The sequence below is a fragment of the Pseudomonas sp. P8_241 genome (genome assembly GCF_034008315.1).
Classification (GTDB): Bacteria; Pseudomonadota; Gammaproteobacteria; order Pseudomonadales; family Pseudomonadaceae; genus Aquipseudomonas.
This window is the reverse complement of record NZ_CP125377.1, coordinates 5,441,081-5,457,932: the sequence shown is the minus strand read 5'-3', so window position 1 is coordinate 5,457,932 and position 16,852 is coordinate 5,441,081. Positions and strand designations below refer to the sequence as shown.

The window sequence follows — 16,852 nt, the reverse complement described above, 5'->3', positions numbered from 1 at the left end:
TTATGTTCATTTGCGAAAATACTAGCCCATAAAGACGCGCACAGCCAGCCGGCTTCGATTGAAAATACTCATCAAAGGGCCATTAAAGGAAAATTTACGAACATTGTCTTGAGGGGGATTGATTGTAGGAGTTGGCTTGCTGGCGATGGCGCTCTTGAAAACGCCATCGCGAGCAAGCCGGCTCCTACAGGTTGTTTAACCGCCTTCGGCGTTAAACAACTTCCAGCCGAACCTTGTGCTGGTTCAACAACTGCGCCAGCGCCGGGGACGGCTGCTGATCGGTCACCAGGCAATCGACCAGGCTGATCGGCCCCAGGCGAATCATGGCGTTGCGCCCGAATTTGCTGGAGTCGGCCGCCAGGATCACCTGCCGAGCGTTAGCGATGATCGCTTGGGATACCCGCACTTCCTGATAATCGAAGTCCAGCAGGCTGCCGTCTTCATCAATGCCGCTGATCCCGACCAGGGCGAAATCGACTTTGAACTGGTTGATGAAATCGACGCTGGCCTGACCGACGACACCACCGTCGCGCCGCACGTTGCCCCCGGTCAACAGAACGTCGAAGTCGTCCTTGGCACTGAGCATGGAGGCGACATGCAGGTTATTGGTGATGATCTTCAGGTGATTGTGATTGAGCAGTGCACGGGCAATGGATTCTGTGGTCGTGCCGATGTTGATGAACAACGAGGCATGGTCGGGAATCTGTGCGGCAATCGCTTCGGCGATTCGCTGCTTTTCATCGCGCATCTGATCGGCGCGCATGGCATAGGCGGTGTTTTCGACACTGGAGTCGTAAGCCGCGCCGCCATGGTAGCGCCGCAACAGATTGGCTTCCGCGAGCTGGTTGATATCGCGGCGAATGGTCTGCGGAGTGACGACGAACAGCGTGGCCATTTCCTCGATGCTGACGTAGCCGCGTTCACGGACCAGTTCGAGGATTTGCTGCTGACGGGGAGGCAGATTCATGGGGCGTCCTTTGGGCTGCCGTGCAAAATTTGCCCATGATGCCGCAGGAATCGGCTCCCGACCAGTTACATACAGATACGAGTCTGCATCCTGCCTTATTCAGCTTCGTCTTCGGCCGCCCAATCGCGGGTCCGGCTGACGGCTTTTTTCCAGCCGGCGTAGAGTTTTTCCTTCGCCGATTCGTCAAGGGTGGGTTCGAATTGACGTTCAATCACGGCCTTGCCACGCAACTCTTCCAGGCTGCCCCAGAATCCACAAGCCAGGCCCGCCAGGTATGCGGCGCCCAACGCGGTGGTTTCGCGCATTTGTGGTCGTTCGACTTGGGTGCCGAGGATGTCGGCCTGGAACTGCATCAGGAAATTGTTCGCCACGGCGCCACCGTCTACGCGCAGGGCCTTGAGTCGTTCGCCGGAGTCCTGCTGCATGGCATCGAGAACGTCGCGAGTCTGATAGGCGATCGATTCCAGCGCTGCACGAATAATGTGATCCACTCGAACGCCGCGGGTCAGGCCAAACAGTGCGCCACGTGCATACGGATCCCAGTAGGGTGCGCCAAGGCCGGTGAAGGCCGGCACCAGGTATACGCCATTGCTGTCCTTGACCTTGTTGGCAAAGTACTCGGTGTCGTGGGCGTCGTTGATGATCTTCAGTTCGTCGCGCAACCACTGCACGGTGGAGCCGCCGTTGAACACCGCGCCCTCCAGGGCATAGGCCACTTCGCCGCGGGGACCGCAAGCGATGGTGGTGAGCATGCCGTGCCGGGATTTCACCGCTTTGTCGCCGGTGTTCATCAACAGGAAGCAGCCGGTGCCGTAGGTGTTTTTCGCCTGGCCGGGCTCGACGCACATTTGCCCGAACAGGGCGGCTTGCTGGTCACCGGCGATACCGCCGATGGCAATGCCGCTTTTGGTACGGCCATAAATCTCAGAAGACGACTTAACTTCCGGCAACATTTCGCGGGGAATATCCAACACCTCCAGCATCTTCGCATCCCACTCCAGCGTGTGGATGTTGAAGAGCATCGTGCGCGAGGCGTTGGTGTAATCGGTGACATGCACCTTGCCGCCGGTAAATTTCCAGATCAGCCAGCTGTCGACAGTACCGAACAGCAGCTCGCCGTTGCGCGCACGCTCACGGCTGCCTTCGACGTTGTCGAGGATCCACTTGAGTTTGGTGCCGGAGAAGTACGGGTCGGTGACCAGGCCAGTGGTGTCGCTGATGTATTGCTCGTGGCCATCGCGTTTGAGCTGCTGGCAGATTTCGGTGCTGCGCCGGCACTGCCAGACGATGGCGTTGTAGATCGGACGACCGGTGTTCTTGTCCCAGACCACGGTGGTTTCACGCTGGTTGGTGATGCCGATGGCCGCGACCTGATCGTGATGCAGGCCGGCTTGCGCCAGGGCCTCGACCATCACTGCGCTTTGGGTGGCGAAGATTTCCATCGGGTCGTGTTCGACCCAGCCGGCTTGTGGGTAATGCTGTGCGAACTCCCGTTGGGCGGTGCAGACCACGTTTGCGTCACGGTCGAAAATGATCGCACGGGAGCTGGTCGTACCCTGATCGAGGGCAATGATGTAGTTCTTATTCTGTGTGTCGGTCATGTCGATTGCCTTGGACGAAATAAGGGAGTGAGGTCTGGCGCGTGATCAAAGGGCAGGGGGCACGCGCCAACGGTATCAAGAAGTTCTGGGTTTGCCGTCAATGGCAGCTGTTGCTTCCTTTGTAGCAGGTACGGCGCTCGGCAGATGGCGGGCAATCAGCCCGCGATAGGCGGCGGCACCCAGGCAGGCGCCGACAATCGGCGCGAAAACCGGAATCAGGAAGTAAGGAGTATCGCGTCCGCCAGTGAGGGAAATTTCACCCCAGCCAGCGAAGAATGTCATCAGCTTTGGACCGAAGTCCCGCGCCGGGTTCATCGCGAAGCCAGTCAGTGGTCCCATTGAGCTGCCGATCACGGCAATCAGCAGACCGATCAGCAGCGGCGCCAGCGGGCCTTTTGGCAACCCGTTGTTGTCGTCGGTCAGGGACATGATCACGCCCATCAGGATGGCGGTGATGATCACTTCGACCAGAAATGCCTGGGCAGTGGTCAGAGCAGGGTTCGGGAACGTGGAGAAAACCGACGCCAATTCAAGGCTGGCCTGGCTGCCGCGAACCATATTGTGAAGCTGTTCGAAATCGAAGAACAGGTTGCTGTAGAGCGTATAAACCAACAACGCTCCACAGAAGGCTCCCGCGACTTGGGCGAGAATGTAGAAAGGCAATTTGCGCTTTTCAAAGCCGGCGAAAATGCTCAGTGCGATGCTGACGGCGGGGTTCAAATGAGCACCGGAAACCCCGGCGGTCAAGTAAATCGCCATGCTCACGCCGACGCCCCAGATAATGCTGATTTCCCAAAGGCCAAAACTGGCACCCGCGACCTTGAGCGCAGCAACGCAGCCTGTACCAAAAAATATCAGCAGCGCGGTACCCAGAAACTCGGCCATGCACTGGCTCGAGAGCGACGGTTGTTGTAAAGCGGTCGTCATTGAAACCTCGTTGTTTTTGTTGTCTGACGCTTTCTAGCCATCATGGTCGAAGCGCGTTTTCACCGTGGCAGGAATCCCATCCTAGTCGCGGTTAACTGCCGTGTATTGCTGTAGGAAATTTCGCTTTTTTTCATAAACGAAAAAATATAGACAAGAAACGCTGTTGTCAAAGGTCGAAAGTGAACTGTCGGTCATAAAGAAACTATTCGTCGCGTGAATGAACGAATGACTGGATGGCCGTGAGTGCGAAGTACACAAGCTGAAACAAAGCCGCCATAGAGCCTTTTGTGGACCAATGTCCTAGAATCCGGCGCAGTGTTTTTCATCTGCCGACCCGTCTGGAGCTGTCTCATGACCCCTGCATTGGATTTGTTGAAAAAGGTTCGGGCCGAACACCGCGTGCACAGTTACGCACATGACCCGAAGGCTGCGTCCTATGGCCTGGAAGCTGCGGAAAAACTGGGTCTCGACCCGGCTCAGGTGTTCAAGACACTGTTGGCAGCCAGTGAAAAAGGGGAGTTGTTGGTGGCGGTTGTCCCGGTGGTAGGAACGCTGGATTTGAAGGGGTTGGCTCAGGCGGCTGGCGTGAAAAAAGTTGAAATGGCCGACCCGGCGGCGGCACAGCGATCCACCGGCTACCTGCTGGGCGGCATCAGTCCGCTGGGCCAGAAGAAGCGCTTGCGCACGTTTATCGACAATTCGGCCCAACCGTTTGCGAGTATTTATGTCAGTGCAGGCCGGCGGGGGCTGGAAGTTGAATTGGACCCCGCGGTGCTGGCTGAGCATACCCAGGCGAAGTTCGCTGATATTGGTCGTGCCTGAAGGCGGGGCGGGGAGCTGTTCTGTCGACTGGAAGGTGATCGGGTGAAGATTGGCGGGAATGCGACGCTGGTGGCCAGCGCAACCCTGATGTTGGGCTGAAAGCAAAAGATCGCAGCCTTCGGCAGCACCTACAGGTGTGCACAATCCAGGTAGGAGCTGCCGAAGGCTGCGATCTTTTAATTCGTATCAATTAGCGGTGCTGTACCGCCGGACACCTGACTCGACGACCGGAATCTGCGCCGCCGTGCTGCCGGACGCCTGGAACAGCACCAAATGTTCCGCCGCGACACGGATACCGACCTCAGCGCCAATCAAATGATCGACATGACTCGGAAAGATCGACTCCAGTTGCGCGCCGGTTGGTAACTGCAGGCGATAGAGCGTCGACGCGCCCTGGAACGACTTGCCGACAATTCGCGCCTTCAGTGCGCTGTCCGGGGCATAAACGATGTCGTCCGGACGCAATAACACATCCACCGCACCGCCGACCGGCCAGGTGTAGGCGCGGTTACCGCGCAACTCTCCCAACTCGGTCTGCACCGACTCCGGGCTGCTCAACTGACCACGAATGAAGTAACCCTGGCCGATGAAGCTGGCCACATATGGTGTCAGCGGTTCGTGATACAGGTTGTAGGGCGTATCCCACTGCTCCAGACGACCTTCCTTGAACACGCCGACATGATCGCTGACGGCAAAGGCCTCTTCCTGATCGTGGGTCACCAGAATCGCACTGGTGCCACGAGCCTTGAGAATATCGCGAACCTCGTGGCTGAGTTTGCGGCGCAATTCGCCATCGAGGTTGGAGAACGGTTCGTCGAGCAGCAGCAATTGCGGCTCCGGCGCCAGGGCGCGGGCCAGGGCGACACGTTGCTGCTGACCACCGGATAGTTCATGGGGAAAGCGTTTGCCGAGGCCTTTGAGGTTGACCAGTTCCAGCAGCTCTTCGGTCACGCGATCCTTTTGCGGATGCTTGCGAATGCCGAAGGCGATGTTGTCGGCCACGCTCAGGTGCGGAAACAGCGCGTAGTCCTGGAACACCATGCCGATGCGACGCTTCTCCGGCGCGAGGGTGAAACCGGCGCTGGAGATGGTCTCGCCCGCCAGTTGGATATCACCTTCGTGCACCGGTTCGAAACCGGCAATCGCCCGCAGGGTGGTGGTCTTGCCGCAGCCCGAAGAGCCGAGCAGGCAACCGATGTCACCGGCGTTCAAATGCAGGTTGAGGTTCTGTACCACGCGCTGGTCTTGATAGCCGCAGGCTAGGTTTCGCAGGTTCAACAGTAATGGCTGGCTCATGCGTGGTGGTACGCCGGTTCAACGAGAAATTCCAGCAGCGCCTTTTGTGCGTGAAGACGGTTTTCTGCCTGATCCCAGGCCACCGAGCGCTTGTCGTCGAGCAGGTCGAGGCTGATTTCTTCGCCACGGTGGGCGGGCAGGCAATGCATGAACAGTACGTCATCAGCCGCCAGGTCGAGCAGCGCGCGGTTCACCTGGTACGGTGCGAAAAGCTCAAGGCGCTTGGCGGTTTCTTCTTCCTGACCCATGGAGGTCCAGACGTCGGTGCTCACCAGATGGGCGCCCCGTACGGCGTCCTTCGGGTCACGAACGATGGTGACGCGGTCACCGGCCTTGGCCACGAACTCGGGGTTGGGCTCATAGCCTTCCGGACAGGCAACGCGCAACTGGAAGTCGAACTGGATCGCCGCTTCTATATAGCTGTTGCACATGTTGTTGCCGTCGCCGATCCAGGCCACTGTCTTGCCCTGGATGGAGCCGCGGTGTTCGAGGAAGGTCTGCATGTCGGCCAGCAACTGGCACGGATGCAGGTCATCGGACAGACCGTTGATGACCGGTACGCGCGAGTTAGCGGCAAATTCGGTCAGGTTGCTGTGGGCAAAGGTACGGATCATCACCGCGTCGAGCATGCTCGACATGACGATGGCGCAGTCGCCGATTGGCTCGCCACGGCCCAGTTGGGTGTCACGGGGCGACAGGAAAATTGCCTGGCCACCGAGCTGGATCATGCCGGCTTCGAACGAGATACGGGTGCGGGTCGAGGACTTCTCGAAAATCATCCCGAGCACGCGGTTTTTCAGAGGCTCGAACAGTACGCCGCGGTTACGCAGGTCCTTGAGCTCAACGCCTCGACGGATCACGCTGACCAGCTCTTCGGGCGTGCAATCCATCAGGGAGAGAAAGTGCCTTGCGCTCATCATTGACTACCTTTTTGTTACAAACCGCAGATGCTCAAAGCCTTGTTTAACGGAACAACGGGCGAGACCTGCGGCGTAAGCCGCACGGGGCGACGAAATAGGGGAAGGCGCGATCTTATAATTAAATGTCGCGTCTTACCAATAGGGCTACAGTTTTAGGGGAATTCAGAGGGGCTACGGGATCACCGCAATAGCACTTTTGAAGCCTTTTTCCTGACAGCAGTGGCTCATTTGTACACCGGCCTCTCAGGGCTTGGCAATCCAACGGCGCGGGGATGACGTCTGGCGGGTCGTTTTCTGACCTTTCGTCCGGGTTGTTGGCCGGTGGTCATCGGCTCTCCTGATAGTCGCCGATTCACAAGACGAACGTCGCTGGCGTGGTAGCAGGGCACGCGCCATAGTTTTGTTCCCGCGGCAAATACTGCCCGCCCAGAACAAGACAGAGACTGGCCATGACCAAGACTCTCCATCACCGTGCGTGCCATCTGTGTGAAGCCATTTGCGGGTTGACCATCGAGACCACCGAGGTCGACGATGGCAGCGTGCAGATCACTTCGATCAAGGGCGACGCCCTGGATACCTTCAGTCGCGGGCATATCTGCCCCAAGGCTGTCGCCTTGCAAGACATCCAGAACGATCCGGACCGGTTGCATCAGCCCATGCAGCGGGTGGGCAACGAATGGCAGCCCATCGAGTGGGAGGCAGCCTTCAATTTGATCGCCGAGCGTCTGGCGCAGATTCAGGAACATCACGGGCAAAACGCCGTGGCGGTCTATCAGGGCAACCCCAGCGTGCACAACTATGGGCTGATGACGCACAGCAATTATTTTCTCGGCCTGCTGAAAACCCGTAACCGGTTTTCCGCCACTTCGGTCGACCAATTGCCCCATCATTTGACCAGCCATTTGATGTACGGCCACGGTTTGCTGTTGCCGATTCCCGATATCGATCACACCGACTTCATGCTGATTCTGGGCGGCAATCCGCTGGCTTCGAACGGCAGCATCATGACGGTGCCGGACGTGGAAAAACGCTTGAAAGCGATTCAGGCCCGGGGTGGCAAAGTGGTGGTGGTCGATCCCCGTCGCAGCGAAACGGCGGCAATCGCCGATCAGCACCTGTTCGTGCGCCCCGGTGGCGATGCGGCGTTGTTGTTCGGTCTGCTCAATACGCTTTTCACAGAAGGGCTGACCCGCAACAGTCATTTGCCGGTGGACGGTCTGGATGACGTGCGCGAAGCCATCGCATCGTTCACTGCCGAGGCCATGGGACCGCTGTGCGCCGTACCGGCCGAACAGATTCGCCAGTTGGCGCGAGACTTCGCCGCAGCGCCGAGCGCGGTTTGTTACGGCCGCATGGGGGTCTCGACCCAGGCTTTCGGTACGCTGTGCCATTGGCTGGTGCAGTTGATCAACCTCGTATCCGGCAACCTCGACCGCGTTGGCGGTGCGTTGTGCACCGAGCCGGCGGTGGACCTGGTGGCCTCGACATCGGGCGGGCATTTCAATCTGTGGCAGAGCCGGGTGTCCGGTCGCCCGGAATATGCGGGCGAATTGCCGGTGTCGGCACTGGCCGAGGAAATGCTCACCGAAGGGGAAGGGCAGGTCCGCGCACTGATCACCGTGGCGGGCAACCCGGTGCTGTCCACGCCCAACGGTCGAAAGCTCGAACAGGCGCTCGATGGCCTCGAGTTCATGGTCAGTATCGATCTGTACATCAATGAAACCACGCGTTATGCCGACCTGATCCTGCCGTCTACCTCGGCGCTGGAGAACGATCATTACGACACGACGTTCAATATGTTTGCGGTGCGTAACGTCAGCCGCTTCAACCGCGCGATCCTCGCCAAGCCTGAAGGCGCGCTGCACGATTGGGAGATCTTCGTCGGGCTGGCCAAGGCGTTTGCCGCTCGAACCAACAAGGAGCTGAAACCCACCATTGCTCCGGCGCAAATGATCGATCGCGGCCTGCGCATGGGCATGTATGGAGACGCGTCGGCGCACAAGCTGTCGCTGGATACTTTGTTCGATCATCCCCATGGTGTCGATCTGGGGGCGCTCAAACCCAACCTGGTGCCACGCCTGAAAACCGCCAATCAGCGAGTCCAGGCGGCCCCTGCCGCGATCCTTGCCGACCTGGCTCGTTTCGCCGCCTTGCAGGCACCGGCTGCCGATGAGTTGCTGATGATCGGTCGACGCCATGTGCGCAGTAACAACTCGTGGATGCACAACTATCATCGTCTAGTGAAGGGCAAGCCGCGTCACCAGTTGCTGATGCACCCGGACGATCTGGTCAGTCGCGGGCTCAATGACGGGCAGCGAGTGCGGATCAGTTCGCGGGTTGGCGTGATCGAGGTCGAAGTGCTCGGCAGTCTGGACATGATGAAAGGTGTGGTCAGCCTGCCGCATGGTTGGGGTCATGCCAGGCCCGGCGTGCAAATGGCGATTGCCAGCAGTCAGCCGGGCTCCAGCGCCAATGACCTGACGGACGAATGTCAGCTGGATGAGTTGTCCGGGAACGCGGCGCTCAACGGCGTTCCGGTGACAGTGGTCGCCGCGTGATTTAGTCTGACGGAGAGACCGAGCAGGGGGCTCGGCTTTCCGTTACAATGCGCCACCGTGCCGACCCGTGAGTCGGAAAGTTCAGCCGAGGTGCTCCATGGATATCATCGAAACGATTAAAGAGCAGATTGCCAACAACACCATTCTGCTTTACATGAAAGGTTCGCCGAATGCCCCGCAGTGTGGCTTCTCCGCGAAAGCTGCGCAGGCCGTGATGGCGTGTGGCGAAAAGTTTGCGTACGTGGATATCCTGCAGAACCCGGAAATCCGCGCCAACCTGCCAAAATATGCCAACTGGCCAACCTTCCCGCAGCTGTGGGTCGGCGGTGAGCTGGTCGGCGGTAGCGACATCATGATCGAGATGGCTGCAGACGGTTCCCTGCAAACCACCATCAAGGCTGCTGTTGAAGCCGCTGCGGCTAACAAGTCCGAAGCCTGATTCGGTCCCTGCTTCCTGTAGGAGCGAGCATGCTCGCGATGGTAGTCAACGGTAACGCTCGGACTCTGGTTCTCCGCGGCGTTCTCTAGTTCATCGCGAGCAAGCTCGCTCTTACAGTAAAAGCAGGCACAAAAAAGCCCCGCCTCTTCAAAAGAGAGCGGGGCTTTTTGTTGTATCGAGATTAGCGGTACGACGTTATTCGTCTTCGCCCATCTGCGATTGCAGGTAATTTTCAAGACCCACTTTATCGATCAGGCCCAGTTGGGTTTCCAGCCAGTCGATATGTTCTTCTTCGGACTCAAGGATATCTTCAAGCAATTCACGGCTACCGAAGTCGCCAACTTTTTCGCAATGGGCGATGGCCACTTTCAGATCGGCGTGGCCGATTTTCTCGATGCGCAGGTCACACTCAAGCATTTCCTTGGTGTGTTCGCCGATGTGCAGCTTGCCCAGATCCTGGACATTCGGCAGGCCTTCAAGGAACAGGATGCGCTTGATCAGCTTGTCCGCGTGCTTCATCTCGTCGATGGATTCGTGGTACTCGTGCTTGCCAAGCTTGTTCAGGCCCCAATCTTCGTACATGCGTGCATGCAGGAAATATTGATTGATCGCGACCAGCTCATTGGCAAGGATCTTGTTGAGATGCTGGATGACTGTAACGTCGCCTTTCATGATGGGGTCCTGCCCTTTATTAACTGTCTATAAGGCAGAGTTTGAGCCGCCTATTTAATAGTGTCAAACCTAAGTTATTGAAACTTATATGAAAATTAATCGGAATAAGAATGTTTGTGTTCCGCGTCTAGCGCTTAACTAGTTGATTTTCAGGCATAAAAAAACCGGACTAGAGTCCGGTTCTTTGACATTCTGTATTTAGGCGGCGGTAAATTCAGCGGGAAAGGGAATCGCTGCTTGAGCCGTTTGCAGTTTGGTCAGCGTTTCGCGGACCACTTCCTTGGCAAGGCAGGCACATTTACCGCATTGGCTGGCAACGCCGGTGGCCACGCGGACTTCCTTGTAACTGCAGCATCCTTCATAGATCGCATCGCGGATTTGACCGTCGGTGACACCAGTGCAGAGGCAAACATACATAAGGGAAGACCGTCGCTTGTTTATGTCTCGAATGCGATGGATCTTAATGTTAACGAGAATGATTGTCAAAGTGCTTTGCCGTCACTTTAGCCCAAGGCTGACGAACGGTTTTCCTTCAGGGTGCGGCTGCCATTATGCAGCGGCGATTTTGCGTCCTCGGGAAAAACCGTTGAGGACAGGTCAAACGCGCAGTGTATGATGGCCGGTCTTTGCGACCCGGGTTCGTGTCACAGGGCTGCCATCTGAGGGTGGCAGGCTGACGCGAACCTTGTTCTTCACGCTATTACACCAGGAGATATCCAATGAGCGTACTCGTAGGCAAACAAGCCCCTGACTTCACCGTACCGGCCGTACTCGGCAATGGCGAAATCGTTGACAGCTTCACCCTGTCGTCGGCCATCAAAGGCAAATACGGCCTGGTGTTCTTCTATCCGCTGGACTTCACCTTCGTTTGCCCGTCCGAGCTGATCGCTCTGGACAACCGCATGTCCGAGTTCAAGGCGCGCAACGTTGAAGTGGTCGCTGTGTCGATCGACTCGCACTTCACCCACAACGCCTGGCGCAACACCCCGGTCAATGATGGTGGTATCGGCGCAGTCCGTTACACCATGGCTGCCGACATCAAGCAGGAAATCATGAAGGCCTACGACGTTCAGTCCGCTGACGGCGTGGCTTTCCGTGGCGCGTTTCTGATCGACGACAAAGGCGTTGTCCGTTCGCAGATCATCAACGACCTGCCGCTGGGCCGTAACATGGAAGAGCTGCTGCGTCTGGTCGACGCTCTGCAATTCCACGAAGAGCACGGCGAAGTCTGCCCTGCCAACTGGAAAAAAGGCGACAAAGGCATGAACGCTTCGCCAGAAGGCGTTGCTGCTTACCTGACCGAGCACGCTGCCGCGCTGTAAGGCACGTTCCAGGTACAAAAAAACCGGCCATCGAGGCCGGTTTTTTTATGGGTGGAATTGGTCAGATTTCTGTGGGAGCGAGCCTGCTCGCGACGGACTCTGGAACGCCGTGGGGTAACAGGCACCCAGCGTCATCGTTGACGACCATCGCGAGCGTGCTCGCTCCTACAGACAAGCCAGATCAATCGTCGAAATCTTCCCATCCGCCCATTTGTTTCCAGCGATTGACGATGCCGCAGAAAAGCTCTGCCGTCTTCTCGGTGTCATAGCGAGCCGAGTGAGCCTCGCGACCGTCGAAGTCGATATCGGCGGCCTGACAAGCCTTGGCCAGCACGGTTTGACCGTAGGCCAGACCGGCGAGCGTCGCGGTGTCGAAGCTGGAGAACGGATGGAACGGGTTGCGTTTCATGTCCAGTCGCGCAACCGCGGCGTTCAGGAAGCCCAGGTCGAAGCTGCTGTTGTGCCCGACCAGGATTGCCCGTTTGCAGCCGTTGGCTTTCAATGCCTTGCGCACGCCACGGAAAATATCGTTAAGAGCCGACTCTTCACTCACTGCCATGCGCAGAGGGTGATCAAGTTTGATCCCGGTGAACTCCAGGGCCGCCGCTTCGATGTTCGCGCCTTCGAACGGCTCGACACGGAAGAAGTAGGTGTGATCAGGGTACACAAAACCCTTTTCATCCATGGCGATGGTCGTCGCAGCGATTTCCAGCAGGGCGTCGGTGGCCGAGTTGAAACCACCGGTTTCTACGTCGACGACAACGGGCAGGTAGCCACGAAACCGTGCGGCCATTGGGTGACGGGAACCGCCGCCACCGCCTTGACCTTCCTGTTCGTCGTCGAAATGGTCTTCACTCACGCGTGTTCCTCCAGCAGGCGCCAGCGCAGTTTTTCACCGGCGCGCAGCGGGATAACGGTCAGCTCGCCAAACGGCAGGCTGGTTGGGGCAGTCCATTCTTCGCGGACCAGGGTGATGCGATCGGTGTTTGCCGGCAGGCCATAGAACCGTGGGCCGTTGAGGCTGGCGAAGGCTTCGAGCTTGTCCAGCGCATTGCGCTGTTCGAAGGCTTCGGCGTACATCTCGATGGCTGCATACGCGGTGTAGCAACCGGCGCAACCGCAAGCGGCCTCTTTAGCGTGCTGGGCGTGGGGCGCCGAGTCGGTACCGAGGAAGAACTTCTTACTACCGCTGGTGGCAGCGTCGAGCAGGGCTTCCTGGTGCGTGTTGCGCTTGAGGATCGGCAGGCAATAGAAGTGCGGCCGAATCCCGCCCACCAACATGTGGTTGCGGTTGTATAGCAGGTGATGCGCGGTGATGGTCGCGCCAACGTTGGCCGAGGCCGAGTTGACGAACTGCACGGCGTCTGCAGTGGTGATGTGTTCGAACACCACTTTGAGGGTCGGGAAACGCTCTACCACACGACGCATGTGTTCATCAATGAAAATTTTCTCGCGGTCGAACACGTCGACATCGCCTCGGGTGACTTCACCGTGAATCAACAACGGCATCCCGACTTCGGCCATGGCCTCGATCGCAGGGAAAATCTTGTCGATGCTGGTGACGCCAGAGTCCGAGTTGGTGGTCGCGCCGGCCGGGTACAGCTTGGCGGCGTGAACGAACCCGCTGGCCTTGGCCTCGCGAATTTCTTCTGGCTGAGTACGGTCGGTGAGGTACAGGACCATCAGCGGTTCAAATGAGCTTCCAGCCGGGCGGGCAGCGAGAATCCGCTGGCGATAGCCGTCGGCTTCAGCTGCGTTGCGGACCGGAGGGACCAGGTTGGGCATGATGATGGCGCGACCAAAGGTGCGCGCGACATCCGCGACGGTATTGGCCAACACGGCACCATCGCGAAGATGAATGTGCCAGTCGTCGGGACGCAGCAGGGTCAGGCGGTCGGACATGAGGGGATTCCAGGCGGGTCAAACTGAAGGGAATGCTACCGGAAAAGACTCTTGCAGGCACTCGCTATCAAGTTTTGCACGAAGCTTCCGATATCCAACAGGTATGCCGTGAACATCTGTGTGTCGGTCTTTTTGTTGCAGAAGCCAGTGGAGCCTCCCGTGCGCCAGCGTTATTTAGCCTTGCTCAGTGTGTTTGCCAGCCTTCCCGCGATGGCGCTCACTTTCCAGACACGGATGGAGAGCACCGAGTGGACGGTCGAGGGCGACAAGTTCGAGTGCCGCCTGACTCAGCCGATTACCGATTTCGGTTCGGGGCAGTTCGTGCGTCGCGCTGGCGAGCAGGCGACATTTCGTCTGAATGCCTATAACGCGATGATGGGTGGTGGTTCGGCGACTCTGTTGGCCGCCGCAGCGCCATGGCAACCGGGGCGGGGTGACATTAACCTGGGCTCGGTCAGAATCGGCAGCGGCAATGTGTTGTTCAACAGTTCACAGGTTCAGGCCGGACGACTGATCAGCGGTCTGATTGACGGTCGCAGTCCGGTGGTGCGGCATTCTGCGGGGGATGGCCGGATATCGGAAGTGCGCCTTTTGCCGGTCAAGTTCAACAAGGCATTTGCCGACTACCAAGGTTGTGTGGCGAAGTTGTTGCCGCAGAATTTCGATCAGGTGAAACAGTCTCAGGTCGGTTTTCCCGGGGGCGGCATTGATCTGGATGCAGCCGCCAAGGCCAGGTTGCAGGTGATGCTGGAGTACATGAAGGCCGACCCGACAGTCAATCACATCGAACTCGACGGCCACTCCGACAATAGCGGCAACCGCCTGACCAACCGCGATCTATCACGGCGCAGGGCTCTGGCAGTCATGGATTTTTTCAAGGCCAATGGCATTCAGGAATCGCAGATCACCCTGCGCTTCCACGGTGAGCGTTATCCGTTGGCACCGAACAGCAATAATGCCCATCGCTCGAAGAATCGTCGGGTAGCGATTCGTCTGGAGCGGGGAGCACCGCCGGAACAAGTAGCTCCGCAAGCCACGAAGCCGGATGCCTCGGCAACTTCCTGATCCGCTGATCATGGTCGCTCTCTCGACATGTTCTGTCGCTTCGTCGTCATAAGCTGTCGCGCCACTGTAAATTATTCTGCATGAGCGGTAGACTTCCCGGCTTTCCGTAGAACCCCGTGGAGTGATGGCATGGCGGACGTAAACAAGGTCGTTCTGGCATATTCCGGCGGCCTGGACACTTCGGTGATCCTCAAGTGGCTGCAGGATACTTATAACTGTGAAGTAGTGACCTTTACCGCTGACCTGGGTCAGGGCGAAGAGGTCGAGCCGGCCCGCGCCAAGGCACAGGCCATGGGCGTAAAAGAAATCTACATCGACGATCTGCGCGAAGAATTCGTGCGTGATTTCGTGTTCCCGATGTTCCGCGCCAACACCGTTTACGAAGGCGAGTACCTGCTGGGTACTTCCATCGCTCGTCCGTTGATCGCCAAACGCCTGATCGAAATCGCGAACGAAACCGGGGCTGACGCCATTTCCCACGGCGCCACCGGCAAGGGCAACGACCAGGTTCGTTTCGAACTGGGCGCTTACGCCTTGAAACCAGGTGTAAAGGTGATCGCTCCCTGGCGCGAGTGGGACCTGCTGTCCCGCGAGAAGCTGATGGATTACGCCGAGAAGCACGCGATCCCGATCGAGCGCCATGGCAAGAAAAAATCCCCGTACTCGATGGATGCCAACCTGCTGCACATCTCCTACGAGGGTGGCGTGCTGGAAGACACCTGGACAGAGCACGAAGAAGACATGTGGCGCTGGACCGTCTCTCCGGAGAACGCTCCTGACAAGCCACAGTACCTGGAACTGACCTACCGCAACGGCGACATCGTCGCGCTGGACGGTGTCGAAATGACCCCGGCCACCGTATTGGCGACCCTGAACCGTATCGGTGGCGAACACGGTATCGGTCGTCTGGACATCGTCGAGAACCGTTACGTGGGCATGAAGTCCCGTGGCTGCTACGAAACCCCAGGCGGCACCATCATGCTGCGCGCTCACCGTGCAATCGAGTCGATCACGCTGGATCGCGAAGTGGCTCACCTCAAAGACGAGTTGATGCCGAAATACGCCAGCCTGATCTACACCGGTTACTGGTGGAGCCCTGAGCGTCTGATGCTGCAACAGATGATCGATGCGTCCCAGGCTCACGTGAACGGCGTTGTACGTCTGAAACTGTACAAGGGCAACGTGATCGTTACCGGTCGCAAGTCCGACGAGTCGTTGTTCGACGCCAACATTGCCACCTTCGAAGAAGATGGCGGCGCCTACAACCAGGCCGACGCAGCGGGCTTCATCAAGCTCAACGCCTTGCGCATGCGCATTGCAGCAAACAAAGGTCGGAAGCTTTTCTGAAGCCTTTGAGCTTGTAATGGGAACTGCGGCCTCGTATCAACGAGGCCGTAGTTCTGAATGAGGGGGCGTTTTGCCCTGAATTGCGATACCACGTTCATTCTGCTGACGCCTTTCTGTGCGCCGGTTGGCGCTGCGGCGTCAATTACTGCTGGTTGCTGGCGAGTGCTCCCTCCTGGCCTATGACCGTCAATTCATGAGAACTCAAATTGTAAGCAACATAGAATGTTGCGTTGCGTTTGCGTGCCGGTCGTGAATGCCTGAGCGCGACAGCTTTCAATAACGTCTCCGTTTCGGTACACGTGATGAACATCACCGTGCTCGCCGGTTTCTCCTGGTGCTTTTGGAACTTTTCCAGCAGAGCGCTAAACTCGACTTTTCTGTCCATGCAACGTGCATCAATGATGTAGAGATCTTTGACATGCTCGGGAAGATGAATATGGTGCTCGACAGAAAACCGAGTATGTAAACTTATCCCGGTTTGTGAGTTAGGGGGAAGTTGGTGGTCACTTATCGATGTAACAGGTTTGGGCGCACTTAACGTCTCTTTAGGTGTCTTGTTTTCCGAGTGCTCGGTATTTTCCATGATTTTAATGAAGTGTTTTCCCTTTTCAAAGTCGGAAGGGGCATACAGTGATCGATGGTTGAAGTTGAGCGTCGCGAAAAACAATAAAAGTAAATAGAACGGAAAGCTGATCAAAAACCACACATAGAGTTCTCTTTCGTCATCATCGAGGAAGGGCAAGGATATTGCTGCCGAGGTTTCAGACAGGACAGCAAACATCCCGATAATTGTCATGGGGTTCGTGATGAGGCTTTGAGGTCTTATCATGCTTTATGCTCATGTTAATGTGATTTTCTCGATGGCTTACAGGTTTGGTTTTCGGGTGCAGGGTGGATCTGTGGAGCTGAACGTTTTTCTTAGTGATTTTTATTTAATACCTTTGTCGGTTTTTTCGAAGGGTTGAATTGTTACTTTTATCATCCTTTAATGAGTTTTTTTTGCTGTAAGATTAA

General features: G+C 57.4%; 16 protein-coding genes and 1 pseudogene. 7 read left to right on the top strand and 10 right to left on the bottom strand.

From position 1 onward, the window contains the following. Window positions 1-211: 211 nt before the first annotated feature. The 3 genes from QMK58_RS24425 to QMK58_RS24415 form a co-directional block, all read right to left on the bottom strand. The gene (locus QMK58_RS24425; RefSeq protein ID WP_053155124.1) at window positions 212-967 is read right to left on the bottom strand and encodes a DeoR/GlpR family transcriptional regulator; all 756 of its coding nucleotides are present in this window, start codon (window positions 965-967) and stop codon (window positions 212-214) included. Between the two features lie 95 nt (window positions 968-1,062). After that, window positions 1,063-2,568 (bottom strand): glycerol kinase GlpK, encoded by a 1,506-nt coding sequence (gene glpK / locus QMK58_RS24420; RefSeq protein WP_320395557.1) that lies wholly within the window; start codon window positions 2,566-2,568, stop codon window positions 1,063-1,065. 75 nt (window positions 2,569-2,643) lie between these two features. Further along, window positions 2,644-3,495, bottom strand: coding sequence for an MIP/aquaporin family protein (locus QMK58_RS24415; protein WP_053155129.1), 852 nt, complete (start codon window positions 3,493-3,495; stop codon window positions 2,644-2,646). Window positions 3,496-3,846: 351 nt separating this feature from the next. On the opposite strand from QMK58_RS24415, the gene ybaK reads away from it, so the two are divergent. Together ybaK and QMK58_RS24405 are read left to right on the top strand one after the other, a co-directional pair. Then, the gene (gene ybaK / locus QMK58_RS24410; protein WP_053155131.1) at window positions 3,847-4,317 is read left to right on the top strand and encodes a Cys-tRNA(Pro) deacylase; all 471 of its coding nucleotides are present in this window, start codon (window positions 3,847-3,849) and stop codon (window positions 4,315-4,317) included. 3 nt (window positions 4,318-4,320) lie between these two features. Next, window positions 4,321-4,416 (top strand): annotated as a pseudogene (locus QMK58_RS24405) (isomerase); the annotation flags it as partial. Between the two features lie 87 nt (window positions 4,417-4,503). Here the strand turns inward: QMK58_RS24405 and QMK58_RS24400 are convergent. Together QMK58_RS24400 and argF are read right to left on the bottom strand one after the other, a co-directional pair. Beyond that, window positions 4,504-5,613, bottom strand: a complete 1,110-nt coding sequence (locus QMK58_RS24400) for an ABC transporter ATP-binding protein (protein WP_053155132.1) — start codon at window positions 5,611-5,613, stop codon at window positions 4,504-4,506. Then, window positions 5,610-6,530: an ornithine carbamoyltransferase gene (gene argF, locus QMK58_RS24395; RefSeq protein ID WP_053155134.1), complete on the bottom strand. Its 921-nt coding sequence runs from the start codon at window positions 6,528-6,530 to the stop codon at window positions 5,610-5,612. The genes QMK58_RS24400 and argF overlap by 4 nt, the downstream gene beginning before the upstream one ends. Window positions 6,531-6,982: 452 nt before the next feature. Here argF and QMK58_RS24390 point away from each other — a divergent pair, with 452 nt between their 5' ends. Beyond that, the gene (locus QMK58_RS24390) at window positions 6,983-9,091 is read left to right on the top strand and encodes a molybdopterin oxidoreductase family protein (protein ID WP_320395556.1); all 2,109 of its coding nucleotides are present in this window, start codon (window positions 6,983-6,985) and stop codon (window positions 9,089-9,091) included. Between the two features lie 97 nt (window positions 9,092-9,188). Then, window positions 9,189-9,530 (top strand): Grx4 family monothiol glutaredoxin, encoded by a 342-nt coding sequence (grxD, locus tag QMK58_RS24385; protein ID WP_053155138.1) that lies wholly within the window; start codon window positions 9,189-9,191, stop codon window positions 9,528-9,530. A 195-nt stretch (window positions 9,531-9,725) separates the two neighbouring features. Here the strand turns inward: grxD and bfr are convergent, their stop codons facing one another. Both bfr and QMK58_RS24375 read right to left on the bottom strand, forming a co-directional pair. Further along, window positions 9,726-10,202: a bacterioferritin gene (bfr, locus tag QMK58_RS24380; protein WP_053155140.1), complete on the bottom strand. Its 477-nt coding sequence runs from the start codon at window positions 10,200-10,202 to the stop codon at window positions 9,726-9,728. 198 nt (window positions 10,203-10,400) lie between these two features. Continuing rightward, entirely contained in the window at window positions 10,401-10,619 is a 219-nt protein-coding gene (locus QMK58_RS24375; protein WP_008053520.1) for a bacterioferritin-associated ferredoxin, read from the bottom strand. 302 nt (window positions 10,620-10,921) lie between these two features. Here QMK58_RS24375 and QMK58_RS24370 point away from each other — a divergent pair, with 302 nt between their 5' ends. Beyond that, entirely contained in the window at window positions 10,922-11,524 is a 603-nt protein-coding gene (locus QMK58_RS24370) for a peroxiredoxin (protein WP_008057532.1), read from the top strand. A 181-nt stretch (window positions 11,525-11,705) separates the two neighbouring features. Here the strand turns inward: QMK58_RS24370 and rnt are convergent, their stop codons facing one another. Further along, a complete protein-coding gene (gene rnt / locus QMK58_RS24365) occupies window positions 11,706-12,383 on the bottom strand; it encodes a ribonuclease T (protein WP_053155142.1) in 678 nt (225 codons plus the stop codon). After that, window positions 12,380-13,426 carry a dihydroorotase gene (pyrC, locus tag QMK58_RS24360; protein ID WP_320395555.1) on the bottom strand — a complete coding sequence of 349 codons (1,047 nt, stop codon included), beginning with the start codon at window positions 13,424-13,426 and terminating at the stop codon, window positions 12,380-12,382. The genes rnt and pyrC overlap by 4 nt, the downstream gene beginning before the upstream one ends. 159 nt (window positions 13,427-13,585) lie before the next feature. Here pyrC and QMK58_RS24355 point away from each other — a divergent pair, with 159 nt between their 5' ends. Together QMK58_RS24355 and QMK58_RS24350 are read left to right on the top strand one after the other, a co-directional pair. Next, window positions 13,586-14,491, top strand: a complete 906-nt coding sequence (locus QMK58_RS24355; protein ID WP_320395554.1) for a flagellar protein MotY — start codon at window positions 13,586-13,588, stop codon at window positions 14,489-14,491. Window positions 14,492-14,620: 129 nt separating this feature from the next. Further along, window positions 14,621-15,838 (top strand): argininosuccinate synthase, encoded by a 1,218-nt coding sequence (locus tag QMK58_RS24350; protein ID WP_007938916.1) that lies wholly within the window; start codon window positions 14,621-14,623, stop codon window positions 15,836-15,838. Window positions 15,839-15,980: 142 nt separating this feature from the next. Here QMK58_RS24350 and QMK58_RS24345 read toward each other — a convergent pair whose 3' ends face one another. Continuing rightward, window positions 15,981-16,667, bottom strand: a complete 687-nt coding sequence (locus tag QMK58_RS24345) for a hypothetical protein (RefSeq protein ID WP_053155147.1) — start codon at window positions 16,665-16,667, stop codon at window positions 15,981-15,983. Between the last annotated feature and the right edge of the window lie 185 nt (window positions 16,668-16,852).

Excerpts from the sequence above, each read along its gene's own strand:
- QMK58_RS24425 (WP_053155124.1), bottom strand. The coding sequence starts at position 967 with ATGAATCTGCCTCCCCGTCAGCAGCAAATCCTCGAACTGGTCCGTGAA.
- glpK (WP_320395557.1), bottom strand. The coding sequence starts at position 2,568 with ATGACCGACACACAGAATAAGAACTACATCATTGCCCTCGATCAGGGT.
- QMK58_RS24415 (WP_053155129.1), bottom strand. The coding sequence starts at position 3,495 with ATGACGACCGCTTTACAACAACCGTCGCTCTCGAGCCAGTGCATGGCC.
- ybaK (WP_053155131.1), top strand. The coding sequence starts at position 3,847 with ATGACCCCTGCATTGGATTTGTTGAAAAAGGTTCGGGCCGAACACCGC.
- QMK58_RS24400 (WP_053155132.1), bottom strand. The coding sequence starts at position 5,613 with ATGAGCCAGCCATTACTGTTGAACCTGCGAAACCTAGCCTGCGGCTAT.
- argF (WP_053155134.1), bottom strand. The coding sequence starts at position 6,530 with ATGAGCGCAAGGCACTTTCTCTCCCTGATGGATTGCACGCCCGAAGAG.
- QMK58_RS24390 (WP_320395556.1), top strand. The coding sequence starts at position 6,983 with ATGACCAAGACTCTCCATCACCGTGCGTGCCATCTGTGTGAAGCCATT.
- grxD (WP_053155138.1), top strand. The coding sequence starts at position 9,189 with ATGGATATCATCGAAACGATTAAAGAGCAGATTGCCAACAACACCATT.
- bfr (WP_053155140.1), bottom strand. The coding sequence starts at position 10,202 with ATGAAAGGCGACGTTACAGTCATCCAGCATCTCAACAAGATCCTTGCC.
- QMK58_RS24375 (WP_008053520.1), bottom strand. The coding sequence starts at position 10,619 with ATGTATGTTTGCCTCTGCACTGGTGTCACCGACGGTCAAATCCGCGAT.
- QMK58_RS24370 (WP_008057532.1), top strand. The coding sequence starts at position 10,922 with ATGAGCGTACTCGTAGGCAAACAAGCCCCTGACTTCACCGTACCGGCC.
- pyrC (WP_320395555.1), bottom strand. The coding sequence starts at position 13,426 with ATGTCCGACCGCCTGACCCTGCTGCGTCCCGACGACTGGCACATTCAT.
- QMK58_RS24350 (WP_007938916.1), top strand. The coding sequence starts at position 14,621 with ATGGCGGACGTAAACAAGGTCGTTCTGGCATATTCCGGCGGCCTGGAC.
- QMK58_RS24345 (WP_053155147.1), bottom strand. The coding sequence starts at position 16,667 with ATGATAAGACCTCAAAGCCTCATCACGAACCCCATGACAATTATCGGG.